This window comes from Thermus brockianus, assembly GCF_021462505.1.
Taxonomy (GTDB): Bacteria; Deinococcota; Deinococci; order Deinococcales; family Thermaceae; genus Thermus; species Thermus hydrothermalis.
The window spans coordinates 20475-35017 of the sequence record NZ_JAKEDV010000002.1 but is presented as its reverse complement, the minus strand read 5'-3'; the positions used below and the strand labels follow the sequence as shown (position 1 = coordinate 35017).

Here is a 14543-nt window from a genome sequence, read left to right as displayed (position 1 = left end):
TGGGAAATGTTTCCTCAGCTTTGGGTCATCTTCCCGGACTCATGCTTACTTGACAGGGGTAGGGTGTGCTCGCTAGAGTGGGGTTATCCGGCACATGGGGGCAAAAGTCCCCCCAGCTTTTGGGAGGCCACCCTATGGAAAAGGTCAACCGCAGGACCACCCTAAAGCTCATGGGCCTGGGGGCCGCCCTGTTGGCGGCGGGGCGGGGTTTTGCCCAGCAAACCCCCACGGCGGACCAACTGGTAAAGGGCAAAGACGCCAGGATCCTCGTGCTCTCCCAAAGGCCCATCGTCCTGGAAACGCCCTTTGCCCTCCTGGCCAGCCAACCCGAGCGCACCCCTAAGGAACTCCTCTACGTCCGCAACAACGTGGACCTGCCGGGCTACAACACCGTGGAGGGGGCGAGCCTCGAGGGCTGGACCCTCGAGGTGGGGGGCCTCGTGGACAAGCCCTTCACCGTGGAGGCCAAGGAGCTCCTTAGCCTCCCCCAGCACGAGGTGACCATGGTCCTCCAGTGCTCGGGCAACGGGCGCTCCCTCTACCAACCCCGCCCCTCGGGCAACCCTTGGGGCCGCGGCGGGGTAGGGAACGTCACCTTCCGGGGGGTAAGGCTTAAGGACCTCCTGGCCGCCAAGGGGGCGAAGCCCACGGAAAAAGCCCTTTTCATCACCGCCCACGCCAGCCGCCAGGGCAACGCCGCCGAGTTCGTGCGGAGCGTCCCCATCCACGCCCTGGAGGAGGCCCTCCTCGCTCTCTCCATGAACGGGGAACCCCTCGCCGCCGTCCACGGGGGCCCGGTGCGCCTGGTCTTCCCCGGCTACTTCGGGGTGAACAACGTGAAGTGGGTCGCCAAGGTGGAGTTCACCGAGGCGGAGAACACCACCGCCGAGCAGATGCCCCGCTACCGGGTGCCCACCATCCCCAACACCCACCTTCCCTTCCTCCCCCAAGAACCCGGAAGCCGCTACCCCTATAGCTTCACCAACTCCCGCCCCAACTGGCTGGTGAACGTGAATAGCTTCATCTTTGCCCCCCTGGAGGGCCAGACGGTGGAAGGGCCCTACGTGCGGGTGGAGGGGGTGGCCTTCAACGACGGCATCGTGCCCATCGTGAGCGTGGAGGTTTCCACCAACGGCGGGCGCACCTGGCACCAGGCCACCCTGGAGCGCACGGGGAGAAGCTACGGCTGGGTGCGCTGGCGGGCCACCCTCTACCTCCGCCCTGGGGAACACGAGGTCATGGCCCGGGCCTGGGACGCCGCCGGGCGCAGCCAGCCCCTGGACGGCAACCTCGCTTGGAACGAGCGGGGCTACGAGTACAACGGGGTGATGCGGGTTAGGTTCACCGTGGCCTAAGGCATTTGCCCCGGGCGCTGCCCGGGGCGTTTTGTGGCCCCGAACCTACCCCACTGGGGTAAGGAGGAGATGCTTGAAGGCGATGCGCACGCTTTGGCTATCCTTTTTAGCCACCGGCCTCGGCCTCCTGGGATACCTGGCCTTGGGCCAACCCACCCTCCCCGAAGGGCCGGGCAAAGACCTGGTCCTCGCCAAGTGCCAGACCTGCCACGACATCGGCCTAGTGGCCCGAGAGCGCCTTTCCCGGGAACGCTGGGACGCTGTCCTGGACGAGATGGCACTCCAGGGCCTAAAGGTTACCCCAGAGGAGCNCCCCCTCCCTGGGCCCCCCCCCCCCCCCCCCGCCCCCGGCAGCCGCGGCCCCCGCCGCCAAGACGGGCGCCCAGGTCTACGCCAACTGCCAGGGCTGCCACGGGCCGCAAGGGGAGGGCAACCCACCCCTCTTCCCTCCTTTGCGGGGGCACGCGGCCAAGCTCCTGGGGACCGAGGGCGGGCGGAACTACCTCCTCCTAGTGGTGCTCTACGGCCTCCAGGGGGAGATCCAGGTGGAGGGACAGACCTACAACCAGGTGATGCCCGGCTTCGCCTGGCTAACCGACGAGGACCTGGCCCTGGTGCTGAACCACCTCCTCACCTTCGGCGCCCCCCAAGGCTTCCGGCCCTACACCCCCGAAGAGGTGAAGGCGGCGCGGGCCAAGCCCCTAACCCCCGAGGAGGTCCACGCCCTGCGCCAGGGGCTCAGGCTCCCATGACGGGGAAGGTCGTCTCCCTCCACCTCGGGACCACCCCTGGGTTGCCCAAACCCCGGGTAGAAGTCCTAGAGCTCCTCCCAGGCTTTGGGGCCAAGGGGGACCGGCACGCCGGCAAGGACCCTGACCGGGCGGTCCTGGTGGCGGGGCTTGCCGCCTACGAGAAGGCGCAAAGGGCCGGGATAGACCTCCCCTACGGGGCCCTAGGGGAAAACCTCCTCCTGGACCTGGACCCCCACGGCCTCCCCTTGGGGGCCCGGCTATGGGTGGGGGAAGCGCTTTTGGAGTTTTCCCAGGTTTGCACCGTGTGCGCAAGCCTCTCCCAGTTTGACCTGCGCCTGCCCAAGCTCCTTTACGGGGGGCGGGGGCTTTACGCCCGGGTCCTGGAGGGCGGGGTGGTGCGGGTAGGGGACCCCGTGCGGGTCCTCACCCTCACCCGGTGAAGAGCCCCCGGGGGGTTCCCCACGCCTAGACCCCCACCCGTTCCGGCACCTCGTAGGCCCAGTAGGCGGGGCGCTCCCCTTTGGGCTCGTTGAGGACCTCAATCCGGCCCTCGAGGCCCGCCTCCACCACCTTAAGCTCCTTCAGGTAGTCCATGAAGCTCTCGGCGTCGCTGAAGCCCGTGTCCACCCGGTAGCCCTGGGCCTCCTTGAGCACGGTGAAGCCGTCCCCGCCGGCGGCGATGAAGTTGTTGACCACCACCCGGTAGGTGGCCTCGAGGTCCAAGGGCACATAGCCCTTTTCCGTCTTTACCTCCACCCTCACCACCCGGTCCCCCGCGGGCCGGGAGAGGTCAAAGGCGTAGCGCAGGCCCGAAACCTGGAGGAACCGCCCCGCCTGGGCCTCCCACTGGGAAACCCCGTTTTCCAGGGCCGCCTTGATCTCCCTCCCCTTCAGGTCCATCACCACCAGGGTGTTGCCAAAGGGCAGAACCTCGTAGACCTTGCCCACGGTGATGGGGCCCTTGGGGATGGAGGCCCGGATGCCCCCGCCGTTTTGCAGGGCGATCTGCACCCCGGCGTTTTTGGTCTTCCAGACCATGCCGTCGGCGATCAGGTTGCCCAGGTTGCTCTCCCGCCGGCGCACGATGGCCCTCTCCCCCACCAGGTCCACCTTGGCCTCGGCGATGACCTGGCCCATGAGGGCCATGACCGGTTGGGCGTAGGCCAGAAGGGCCTCCTTGGCGAAGAAGTCCTCCGGGGACACCTCGGGGGTCATGAGGAAGGGCTCGCCCTTGTAGGCCACGAGCTCCCCCTTGGCGTCAAAGCTCACCTCCAAAACCCCCACCACTTTCCCCCACTCCCAGGCCTGCACCACCAGGACGTCCTTCCCCTCGGGGTTCTTGACCACCGTGGGGTAGGGCCCGGCGGGGGCAAGCTCCTTGTGGGGGAAGCTTCCCAAAAGGGTGTGGGAGTGGCCGCCCACGATGACCTGCGCCCCCACAAGCCTCCGGGCAAGCTTTAGGTCCTCCCCATAGCCCAGGTGGGAGAGGACAAGGATCTTGTTCACCCCCCGGCTTAGGAGCTCGTAAACCGCCTTCTGGGCGCTCTCATAGGGGTCTAAAAAGGCCACGGTGGGGCCAGGGTTGGCGATCTCCTTGGTGTCCGGGGTGGTGAGGCCCACCACCCCCACCTTCTCCCCACCCACGCTCAGGACAGCGTAGGGAGCCACAAGGCCCTTAAGCCGAGGTTCTTGACTCACGTCCACGTTGGCGGAAACCACCTTGAACCTCGCCCCCTTCAAGAACTCCGCCAAGGGCCCAGGCCCCAGGTCAAACTCGTGGTTCCCCAGGGCCATGACCCGATAGAGCATCCGGTGCATGAAGTAGCGGTCCGCCAAACCCCGGTACTGGTTGAAGTAAAGGGTTCCCTGGAAAACATCCCCCGCGTCCAAAAAGAGAAGGTTCTTGCGGCTCGCCCGCAGGCGGTCAAAGAAGGCCACCCGCTGGGCCACCCCGCCCACGCGCACCCTGTTCCCGGAAAGGGTAAGCTCCATGGGCTCCAGGTGGGCGTGGGTATCGTTGGTGTGGACCAGGGTTAAGGTAAACGCCCCTTGCGCCCGCCCAAGACCCAGGCCCGCAAGCCCCAAAGCCGCGCCCGCCCGCAATACGTCCCGCCGCTTCATCCCCTGCGCCATAGGTACCTCCATCCCCCAGTCTAGCCGAGGACCCTTCAGGGGTTGGTCAACGCGGGCATTCCAAAACGCGCATGACAGGATAAGGGTTGACATTCTGCACATTTATGCCGTACACTTTGCACAATCCGCCGGGATGTATCACCGAAAACCCGGCCTCGGCGGACAAGGAGGAAGGAAAATGGCGTACACCAAGGCGGAAATCCTTAAGACGCTCAAGTCCGAGGGCGTAAAGTTCCTGCGCCTCCAGATCACCGACATCCTGGGCATGGTGAAGAACGTGGAGGTGCCAGAATCCCAGTTTGAGAAGGCCCTGGACGGGGAGATCATGTTTGACGGCTCCTCCATTGAGGGCTTCACCCGCATTGAGGAGTCGGACATGCTCCTGAGGCCCGACTACAACACCTTCGTCATCCTCCCCGACCTGGTGGAAGACCCCGCCCGGGGCAAGGTGGCCCGGCTCATCTGCGACGTGTACTACCCCGATGGCCGCCCCTTTGAAGGGGACCCCCGGTACGTGCTCAAGCGGCAGATTGAAAGGCTAAAGAAGCTGGGGTTTGACAACATGTACGCTGGCCCCGAGCCCGAGTTCTTCCTCTTCCTCCGCACCCCCGAGGGCCTTCCCACCACGGAAACCCACGACAAGGCGGGCTACTTTGACCTCGCCCCCATTGACAAGGGGGAGGAGGCCCGGCGGGACATGGTGAACGCCCTGGTGGCCATGGGCTTTGAGATTGAGGCCTCCCACCACGAGGTGGCCCCTGGCCAGCACGAGATTGACTTCAAGTACGCCGACGCCCTCACCACCGCCGACAACATCGCTACCTTCAAATGGGTGGTGAAGCGGGTGGCCCTCAACCACGGCCTCCACGCCACCTTCCTCCCCAAGCCCATCCGAGGCATCAACGGGAGCGGGATGCACACCCACCTCTCCCTCTTCAAGAACGGGGAGAACGCCTTCTACGACCCCCAGGCGGAGTACCAGCTCTCCAAGACTGCCCTCCACTTCATCGCCGGCCTCCTGGAGCACGCCGAGGGCATGGTGGCCATCACGAACCCCCTGGTGAACTCCTACAAGCGCCTCACCCCTGGGTACGAGGCCCCCACCAACATCGCCTGGTCCGCCTCCAACCGCTCCGCCATGATCCGCATTCCCGCCCGCCGGGGCGTGGGTACCCGGGCGGAGCTTAGGATGCCCGACCCCTCCGCTAACCCCTACCTGGCCCTGGCGGTCATGGCCGCCGCCGCCATGGACGGGATTGAGCGCAAGCTCCTACCGCCCCCGCCCATCCAGCGCAACATCTACCAGATGAGCGTGCGCGAGCGGCGGAAGCACAAGATCCGCGAGCTCCCGGGCACCTTGCGGGAGGCCCTGGAGGCCCTGAAGAAGGACCCCGTCATCCGCGAGGCCCTGGGGGAACACGTGTACACCCACTTCCTCCAGGCCAAGCAGATGGAGTGGGACGACTACCGGGTCACCGTCCACCAGTGGGAGCTGGACCAGTACCTGGCCACCTATTAGGCCAAGGGGCCATCCTAAACCTGGGCTTTACCTTCCCCACCCGGTACCGGGTGGGGGTTCCCTTATACCTGACCCGTTGGTCAGGCATAAACTTTCCCTGGGGGCATTGACAAAGCCCGCTACCCCCCCCGTAGAATAGGGCCGCAACGCGAACGCGTGCCTTTTGAGGAGGTGCATATGAGGAAAATCGGGCTTCTGGTAGCAGGTGTAGCCGCCTTGGGCATGGCCCTGGGCCAGGCCAACGTCATCAAGATCGCCACCCAGTCCCCCCTCTCCGGCCCCCAGGCCGCTTTGGGGGAACAGATCAAGCTGGGGGCGGAGCTTGCCGTGGAGGAAGCCAAGGCCAAGTTCAAGGCCCTGGGCTTTGACCTGGTCCTCGTGCCCTACGATGACCAGGCCAACCCCGACGTGGGCGTGGCCAACGCCAACCGCATCATCAACGACCCCGACATCTTGGGCGTGGTGGGCCACCTGAACTCCGGCGTGGCCATCCCCTCCAGCGAGGTCTACGCCCGGGTGAACCTGGTCATGGTCTCCCCGGCCAACACCAACCCCCGGGTCACGGACCGGCGCCTGCCCAACGTGAACCGCATCTGCGGGCGCGACGACGTGCAAGGGCCGGTGGGGGCGGAGTACGCCTTCAACAACCTCAAGGTGAAGAACGTCTTCATCATCCACGACAAGACCGCCTACGGCCAGGGCCTGGCGGAGGAGTTCAGGAAGCGGCTTGAAGCCCTGGGCGGCAGGACGGTGGCCTTCGTGGGCACCGAGGAGACCTCCAACTTCGTGCCCATCATCAACCAGATCCGCGGCGCCCGTCCGGTGCCCGAACTCATCTACTTCGGCGGCATCTACAGCCAGATCGGTCCTTTCGTGAAGCAGCTCCGGGAACGCGGCCTCAAGACCCGGCTCATGGGCGGTGACGGTCTGGATTCCAGCGAGTTCGTGCGCCTGGCGGGGGCCCAGAACGCCGCCGGCACCTTCTACACCACCGTGGCCGGCCCCGTTTCCGCCTTCCCCAAGGCCAGGGCCGTGGCCCAACGCTTCAAGCAGAAGTACGGCAAGGACATGGAGGGCTTCGGCATCTACGCCTACGACTCCGCCAACGTGATCCTGGCTGCCCTGGAGGCCGCCATCAAGGCCAACGGGGGCAAGAAGCCCACCCGGGAGCAGGTGAGCCAGGAGGTGCGCAAGGTCAAGCTGGAGGGCCTCACCGGCACCATTGAGTTTGACGACAAGGGCGACAACAAGAAGGCCAAGTACTTCGTGATGCAGGTGGCTTCTACGGGCAACTGGGCCGACAACAAGCTGATCCGCGTCATCGAGATGGCGGCCCCGGGCTCCAGGTAAACTAAGGCAACACCCGAAAGGGGGTGGCCTGAGGGCCACCCCCTTGGCCCGGAGAAAGGAGGCGTTTTGCTGGAACAGATCCTGGCCCTACTGCCCCAGGTGATCTTTGACGGCTTGATCCTGGGCTTCGTCTACGCCATGGTGGCCTTGGGCTACACCATGGTATACGGCGTCTTGGAGCTCATCAACTTCGCCCACTCGGAGATCTTCATGATCGGGGCGGTGGTGGGGGTGGAGGTCTTCCGCTACCTCGCTCCCCACGTGGAAAACGGCTTTATTCTCCTCCTCATCGCCCTGATACTAGGGGGCATGGTGGCAGGAGCCACCGCCATCCTGGTGGAGCGCTTCGCCTACCGCCCCTTGCGCAAACGGGGGACCACCAACCGCCTCGTGCCCCTCATCACCGCCATCGGGGTGTCCTTCATCCTCCAGGACCTGGTGCGCCTCATTGAGGGGCTTTGGCACAACGAGTTCTTCCTCAGGATGCGCACGGTAGAGGACCTCGAGGGCAGCGTGGAGCTCTTCGGGGGAGCCATCTTCGCCCAAACCAAGTCCTTCATCCTCATGGGCGTTTCCATCCTGATGCTCCTCGGCCTCACCTACCTGGTGAACCGCACCAAGCTGGGGGTGGCCATCCGCGCCGTGGCCCAGGACCTCTCCACCGCAAGCCTCATGGGGATTGACCCCGACCGCATCATCTCCCGCACCTTCCTCATCGGCGGTTCCTTGGGCGGGGTGGCGGGGGTACTCTTTGCCCTCCAGTACACCACCATCACCCCCTACGTGGGCTTCTTGCCCGGCCTCAAGGCCTTCACCGCCGCCGTCCTCGGCGGTATTGGCAACATTCCCGGGGCCATGCTGGGGGGGCTTGTCTTGGGGCAGCTGGAAAACTTCTTCGGCACCTACCTCCCCATCCTGACCAACGGCAACTTCGGCACGGAGTACAAGGACGTGGTGGCCTTCCTCATCCTCATCCTCATCCTGCTCCTGAGGCCGCAAGGGCTTCTTGGGCAGGTGGTTAAGGAGAAGGTATGAGCGCCGTAGCGCTTCTCCTCACCCTGGCCTTCCTGGGCCTCGCCTACCTCGCCCCTGGGGCCCTCACCAACCTCTTTGGCCTAGTGGCCCTGGGCGCCACCGCTTTTCTCAGGCTTCCCCCCCAAACGCGCACCCTAAACCTGGCCCTCCTCACCCTGGCCTTCACCTTGGGCCTGGTGCGCTCCGGAAACACGCTAGGCCTCATCGGCCTCGTGGGCATTCTGGTGGCCCTCACCACCCTACCCCGGATTCCCACCTGGATCCGAGGGCTTTTGGGCCTGGCCATCCTTCTCCTCTCCGTGCCCATGGCCGGCTTCGCCAACACCTTTATCTTTGAGCTGGGCATCCAGATCGGCATCTACGCCGCCATGGCCCTGGGGCTCAACGTGGTGGTGGGGATGGCGGGGCTTTTGGACCTGGGCTACGCCGCCTTCTTCGCCGTGGGGGCCTACACCTGGGCCATCTTCGGCTCCGAGCAGGCGAAAAACTTCCTGGCGGGGAACTTCCCCTTGCCCGGGGAGTACATGTACCTCTTCATGCTCATCGCCGTGGCCACCACCGCCCTAACGGGGCTCCTCATCGGCCTCCCCGCCCTAAGGCTTCGGGGGGACTACCTGGCCATCGTCACCCTGGGCCTGGGGGAGGTGGTGCGCATCCTGGCCAACAACCTGGACCACCCCATCAACTTCACCAACGGCCCCCAGGGCATCACCCCCATCCAGCGCCCCCCCATTGACTGGTTCCGGCAACTCATGGGCACCTTGGGGGTGAGGCTGGACCAGACCACGGACTACCAGCTCTTCTTTTACCTCCTGGTCCTCCTCATGATCGGGCTCGTGGTCCTGGTCAACCTCAACCTGGCCAACTCCCGCTTCGGCCGGGCCTGGGTGGCCATCCGCGAGGACGAGATCGCCGCCCGTTCCATGGGCATCCCCCTCCTGCCCACCAAGCTCCTCGCCTTCATGACCGGGGCCGCCTTCTCCGGGGTCATGGGGGTCATCTTCGCCGCCCAGCGCACCTTCGTTTCCCCGGAATCCTTTACCCTCCTGGCCTCCATCACCATCCTGGGCATGGTGATCCTGGGGGGCATGGGCTCCATCCCTGGGGCCATCCTGGGGGCAGCGGCCCTCACCATCCTCAACCTGGACATCCTCAAGACCTTCAGCGAGTTCGTGCGCACTAGCCTGCCCCAGATCCCAAGCCAAGTGGACCCCGCCAAGTACGAACGGCTGGTCTTCGGCCTTATCCTGGTCCTGATGATGATCTTCCGCCCCGAGGGTCTCATCCCCGAGAAACGCCACAAGGCGGAGATGGAGGAGGCATGAAGGCGCTAGAGGTGCACCACGCCACCAAGCGCTTTGGCGGCCTGGTGGCGGTGAACGACGTGAGCCTTAGCGTGAACCAAGGGGAGATCTTCTCCGTGATCGGCCCCAACGGGGCGGGAAAGACCACCTTCTTCAACCTCCTCACCGGCATCTACGCCCCCGACGAGGGGAAGATCCTCCTCTTCGGCAAGGACGTGACCGGGCTCTCCCCAGACCGCATCGCCAAGGAGGGTGTGGGGCGCACCTTCCAAAACATCCGCCTCTTCGGGGCCATGACCGTTTTGGAGAACATCCTGGTGGGGATGCACGTGCACATCCACGTCCCCTACTTCCACGCCGTCTTCCGCACCCCCCTGGCCCGGCGGGAGGAGAAGCGGGCGGAGGAGGAGGCCAAGCGGCTTCTAGCGTACGTGGGCCTCCTCCACCGCAAGGACGAGCTGGCCAAAAACCTCCCCTATGGCGAGCAAAGGAAGCTGGAGATCGCCCGGGCCCTGGCCCTGAAGCCCAGGCTCCTCCTCCTGGACGAGCCCGCCGCCGGCATGAACCCCAAGGAAACGGAAGAGCTCCAGGCTTTCATCCAGAAACTGCGGGAGGAACTGGGCATCACCATCGTCCTCATTGAGCACGATATGCGCCTCGTGATGCGCATCTCGGACCGCATCGCCGTCTTGGAGTACGGTTCCAAGATCGCCGAGGGGACGCCGGAGGAGGTGCGGCAGAACCCCCGGGTCATTGAGGCCTACCTGGGCAAGGGGGCGGCGGGAGGTGCGGCATGAGCCTTCTGGAACTTAAGGGGGTCCACACCTACTACGGCCACATCCACGCCCTAAAGGGGGTTTCCCTAAGGGTGGAGGAGGGGGAGATCGTGACCCTCATCGGCTCCAACGGGGCGGGCAAGAGCACCACCCTAAGGACCATCAGCGGCCTCGTGCGGCCCAGGCAAGGGGAGGTCCTCTTTCAGGGAAAGCCCATCCACCGCCTCCCCGCCCACCAGATCGTGGCCCTGGGGATAGGGCACGTACCCGAGGGGCGGAGGATCTTTCCTAGGCTCACCGTGGAGGAGAACCTGGAAATCGGGGCCTTTTTGGAAAAGGACCGCAAGGTGGTCCAGGAGCGCAAGGAGCAGGTCTTCGCCCTTTTCCCTAGGCTTTACGAGCGGAGGCACCAAAAGGGGGGAACGCTCTCAGGGGGCGAGCAGCAGATGCTGGCCATTGGGCGGGCCCTGATGCAAAACCCCCGGATCCTCCTCATGGACGAGCCCTCCATGGGCCTGGCCCCGGTGCTGGTGGACTTCATCTTTGAAACCATCCAGAAGCTGAACCAAGAGGGGAAGACCATCCTCTTGGTGGAGCAAAACGCCCGGCTCGCCCTGCAGATCGCCCACCGGGGCTATGTCCTGGCCACGGGGGAGATAACCCTTTCGGGGCCCGCTAAAGCGCTTGCGGAAAACCCCGAAGTGCAAAAGGCCTACCTGGGTGAGGGCTAGGAGGCCATACCCGGGCTTGCGCCCCCAAAAGGGGGCGCTTATACTTTGCTTGAAGCTTGCGGTTCGCACAGGAAGGGAGGATCTATGAGAAAGGCACTGGTGGTTTTCGGCCTAATCGCCCTCAACGCCTGGGCCCAGCGCCTCATCGTGGCCCAGGGCACCGATCCCATCACCCTAGATGCGCCCTTGGCCCAGGACTCCCCCTCGGCCACGGTGGTGACCCACATCAGCGAAACCCTCTTTGAACTCACCCCAGAGGGGCGGATCGTGCCCCACTTAGCGGAGGGTTACAACTTCGCCGACGGCGGCAAGACCCTCACCATCCGGCTTCGTCGGGGCATCGTCTTCCACGACGGCACCCCCTTCAACGCCGAAGCGGTGAAGTTCAACCTGGAGCGCTTCGTATCCCGAGAGTTGGCGAGCCCCTTTGCCTTCCTCCTTTCCGAGCTGGACCGGGTGGAGGTGGTGGACCCCTACACGGTGCGCCTCCGCCTCAAAAACCCCTTCGCCCCTATTCTCGCCCATCTCACCCATAGCTCCACCGCCATCCAAAGCCCCACGGCCATCCAACGCCTAGGGGCCCAGTACCGGGACAACCCCGTAGGCACCGGCCCCTACCGTTTCCAGGCGTGGCAAAAGGGGCAGTACGTAGACCTGGTGCGCAACGAGAACTACTGGGGGGAGAAACCCCCTATTCCCCAGGTGCGCTTTATACCAGTACCCGAAGGGACGACCCGTGTGGCCCTCGTGGAAACGGGCCAGGCCCACGTGGCGGTGCGGATTCCTCCCCAAGACATCCCGCGGCTCCAAACCAATCCCGCGGTGGAAGTGGTGCGCACGCCTAGCCTCCGCACCATCTACATCTACTTCAACACGCAGCGGGCTCCCTTTAACGATGTGCGCGTGCGCCAGGCCCTGAACCACGCGGTGAACAAGGAGGAGATCCTTCAGTTCGTCCTAGGGGGCATCGGCCGCATCTCCGACGCTCCCATCGCCCCGGGAATCTTTGGCTATGCCCCCGTGGGGCGGTACGAGTACAACCCGCAAAGGGCCCAAGAACTCTTGCGCCAGGCTGGGGTGAGCACACCCCTTAGGATCACCCTCCACTGCCCCACGGGCCGCTACTTCCAGGACATCCAGGTGTGCGAGGCCATCCAGGGCCAGCTCCGCCGGGTAGGTGTGGAGGCCACCATCCAGACCCTGGAGTGGGGTGCCTACCTCCAGGAAACCCAGCGGCCCTTACGGGAAAACCGCATCCAGATGGCCATGCTAGGCTGGGGCACGGTGACGGGGGATGCGGACTACGGCCTCTATCCCCTCTTCCACTCCAGCCAGTGGGCCCCAGGCTTTAACCGCGCCTTCTACAAGAACGCTGAGGTGGACAAGCTCCTGGCCCAGGCCCGGATCTCCACCCTGCCCCAGGGCCGGCAGCAGCTCTACCGCGAGGCCATGAACCGTATCTGGCGGGATGCGCCATGGCTCTTCCTCCACTCGGAGGTTCAGGTTACCGCCATCCGCAAGGAGGTTCAGGGCTTCATCGTCCATCCCACGGAGCGGTACCTGGCCTACAAGGCCCGGTTCCGCTAGTCCGTCTTTAGGCCCATGGCCCCGTGGGACAAGCCCACGGGGCCAATCCTGGAAGAAACATGCTTTCCTACACCCTTCGCCGTCTCCTCGTGGCCATCCCCACCCTCTTTGGCGTGGTCCTCCTGGTCTTCCTCATGGTGCGCCTAGCCCCGGGAGACCCGGCCGTGCTCCTAGCCGGGGAGTTCGCTACGCCCGAGACCCTCGAGGCCATCCGAACCCGGTACGGCCTGGACCGCCCTTTGGTGGAACAGTTCGCCCTCTACCTCGGCGCCCTACTTCGGGGAGACCTTGGTGAATCGGCCCGAAGCCGCCGCCCGGTGCTGGAAGAGCTCAAGACCTACTTTCCCAACACGGTGGAGCTCGCCAGCGCCGCCATCCTGGTGGCCCTCCTCACCGGCATCCCTTTAGGCATCCTCGCCGCCCTACGCCCCGGAAGCGGCCTGGACCTCCTCGTCATGGTTCTCGCCCTCCTGGGCGTCTCCATGCCGGTCTTCTGGTTCGGTCTCCTCGCCATCCTCATCTTCAGCGTGGAGCTGGGTTGGTTCCCCGTGGCGGGGAAGGGCACCCTAGCCCACCTGGTCCTGCCCGCCGTCACCCTAGGAGTAAACGCTACTGCCCTCCTCGCCCGCATGACACGGGGGACCCTCCTCGAGGTCCTCTCCCAGGACTACATCCGCACCGCCCGGGCCAAGGGCCTTGCGGAACGGGTGGTGATCTTCAAGCACGCCCTGAGAAATGCCCTCATCCCCGTGGTCACCGTGGCGGGCCTGGAGTTTGGCTCTCTCCTTGCAGGCGCGGTCATCACCGAAACCATCTTCGCCTGGCCGGGGCTTGGGCAACTCCTCGTGGGCTCCATCCTGGCCCGGGACTACCCTGTGGTCCAGGGGGCCGTGCTCCTAGTGGCGGTAACCTTCATCCTGGTCAACCTCTTGGTGGACCTGGCCTACGCTTGGATTGACCCACGGGTGCGCTATGACTAGGCCTTGGCGCCGCTTCCTGAAAAACCGGCTGGCACAAGCGGGCATGCTCCTGCTCGCCCTCTACCTGTTGGCAGGGCTCTTCGCCCCCTTCCTCGCCCCCTACTCCCCTTACGCCCAGGACCTCCGGAGCACCTACATTCCCCCCCTGGCGGGGCTAAGCCTCCGCGGGCCCCAAGGGGAGTTAGGCCTTTACGTAAGCCCCGTCTTCCGCCATCCCCTGGAGGGGGTGCAGATCAGGTGGGAGGAACGGTACCCCGTTCGCTTCCTGGTCCGGGGCGAAGAATGGCACTGGCTTGGCCTTAAGGGCAACCTCCACCTCTTCGGGGTAGACGGCCCCGCCCGGCTCTACCTCCTGGGCACGGACGAACAGGGACGCGACCTCCTCTCCCGCCTCCTCTACGGCATCCCCATCTCCCTCACCATCGGGCTCGTGGCCGTGGGGATCGGTCTCTTCCTCGGCGCCCCCATAGGGGCGCTTTCCGCCTACTTTGGGGGAAGGCTTGACCTTCTGGTGCAGCGGGGAGTGGACGTGATGCTCGCCTTTCCCGGCATCCTCCTTGCCATCGTCCTGGTGGCCATCCTCGGGCCTGGCCTTACCAACGCCATGATCGCCGTGGGCATCGCCGCTGTCCCTATTTACGCCCGGCTCGTGCGGGGCGTGGTCCTCTCCCTAAAGGCCCTAGACTACGTGGAAGCGGCCCGGGCCCTGGGCGCTTCCCACACCCGCATCCTCCTCAGACATCTCATGCCCAATGCCCTCGGGCCCATCCTGATCCAGAGCAGCCTGCAAATGGCCATCGCCATCCTATTCGCCGCAGGATTGGGCTTTTTGGGCCTCGGAGCCCGTCCTCCCGAGCCCGAGTGGGGGCTCATGCTGGCCAGGGGAAGGGAGTACCTGGCCGTGGCGCCCCACGTGGCCACTTTCCCCGGCCTCGCCATCATGGGACTGGTCCTGGCCTTCAACCTCCTGGGCGATGGCCTAAGGGACGCCCTGGACCCCAGGAGCCGGTAAAGAAAGCCT

Annotated in this window: 13 protein-coding genes; 12 read left to right on the top strand and 1 reads right to left on the bottom strand. The window is 65.2% G+C overall.

The features are described 5' to 3' along the window. Positions 1 to 134: 134 nt before the first annotated feature. From LXN00_RS02365 to LXN00_RS02355, 3 genes are all read left to right on the top strand, one after another. Entirely contained in the window at positions 135 to 1355 is a 1221-nt protein-coding gene (locus LXN00_RS02365; RefSeq protein WP_234504225.1) for a sulfite oxidase, read from the top strand. Between the two features lie 320 nt (positions 1356 to 1675). Continuing rightward, positions 1676 to 2107 (top strand): c-type cytochrome, encoded by a 432-nt coding sequence (locus tag LXN00_RS02360; RefSeq protein WP_234505141.1) that lies wholly within the window; start codon positions 1676 to 1678, stop codon positions 2105 to 2107. Beyond that, positions 2104 to 2547 carry an MOSC domain-containing protein gene (locus LXN00_RS02355; protein ID WP_234504223.1) on the top strand — a complete coding sequence of 148 codons (444 nt, stop codon included), beginning with the start codon at positions 2104 to 2106 and terminating at the stop codon, positions 2545 to 2547. Before LXN00_RS02360 ends, LXN00_RS02355 begins: the two co-directional genes overlap by 4 nt. Before the next feature lie 25 nt (positions 2548 to 2572). Here LXN00_RS02355 and LXN00_RS02350 read toward each other — a convergent pair whose 3' ends face one another. Continuing rightward, positions 2573 to 4228: a bifunctional metallophosphatase/5'-nucleotidase gene (locus tag LXN00_RS02350; RefSeq protein ID WP_234505137.1), complete on the bottom strand. Its 1656-nt coding sequence runs from the start codon at positions 4226 to 4228 to the stop codon at positions 2573 to 2575. A gap of 190 nt (positions 4229 to 4418) precedes the next feature. Between LXN00_RS02350 and glnA the strand changes: the two genes are divergently transcribed. The 9 genes from glnA to LXN00_RS02305 all read left to right on the top strand — a co-directional run bounded on the left by glnA (position 4419) and on the right by LXN00_RS02305 (position 14534). After that, complete coding sequence (gene glnA, locus LXN00_RS02345) at positions 4419 to 5759, top strand: type I glutamate--ammonia ligase (RefSeq protein ID WP_234504220.1); 1341 nt, start codon at positions 4419 to 4421, stop codon at positions 5757 to 5759. A 177-nt stretch (positions 5760 to 5936) separates the two neighbouring features. Continuing rightward, positions 5937 to 7109 (top strand): branched-chain amino acid ABC transporter substrate-binding protein, encoded by a 1173-nt coding sequence (locus LXN00_RS02340; RefSeq protein ID WP_234504218.1) that lies wholly within the window; start codon positions 5937 to 5939, stop codon positions 7107 to 7109. A 66-nt stretch (positions 7110 to 7175) separates the two neighbouring features. After that, entirely contained in the window at positions 7176 to 8144 is a 969-nt protein-coding gene (locus LXN00_RS02335; RefSeq protein WP_234504216.1) for a branched-chain amino acid ABC transporter permease, read from the top strand. Further along, positions 8141 to 9469, top strand: a complete 1329-nt coding sequence (locus tag LXN00_RS02330; RefSeq protein ID WP_234504214.1) for a branched-chain amino acid ABC transporter permease — start codon at positions 8141 to 8143, stop codon at positions 9467 to 9469. Before LXN00_RS02335 ends, LXN00_RS02330 begins: the two co-directional genes overlap by 4 nt. Beyond that, a complete protein-coding gene (locus LXN00_RS02325; protein ID WP_234504212.1) occupies positions 9466 to 10245 on the top strand; it encodes an ABC transporter ATP-binding protein in 780 nt (259 codons plus the stop codon). The genes LXN00_RS02330 and LXN00_RS02325 overlap by 4 nt, the downstream gene beginning before the upstream one ends. Beyond that, the gene (locus LXN00_RS02320; RefSeq protein WP_234504211.1) at positions 10242 to 10955 is read left to right on the top strand and encodes an ABC transporter ATP-binding protein; all 714 of its coding nucleotides are present in this window, start codon (positions 10242 to 10244) and stop codon (positions 10953 to 10955) included. The genes LXN00_RS02325 and LXN00_RS02320 overlap by 4 nt, the downstream gene beginning before the upstream one ends. Before the next feature lie 84 nt (positions 10956 to 11039). Then, positions 11040 to 12542, top strand: a complete 1503-nt coding sequence (locus LXN00_RS02315; RefSeq protein WP_234504209.1) for a glutathione ABC transporter substrate-binding protein — start codon at positions 11040 to 11042, stop codon at positions 12540 to 12542. 59 nt (positions 12543 to 12601) lie between these two features. Continuing rightward, a complete protein-coding gene (gene nikB / locus LXN00_RS02310) occupies positions 12602 to 13522 on the top strand; it encodes a nickel ABC transporter permease (RefSeq protein ID WP_234504207.1) in 921 nt (306 codons plus the stop codon). After that, on the top strand, positions 13515 to 14534 hold the full coding sequence (locus LXN00_RS02305; RefSeq protein WP_234504205.1) for an ABC transporter permease: 1020 nt from the start codon (positions 13515 to 13517) through the stop codon (positions 14532 to 14534). Before nikB ends, LXN00_RS02305 begins: the two co-directional genes overlap by 8 nt. The last annotated feature ends 9 nt before the right edge of the window (positions 14535 to 14543 follow it).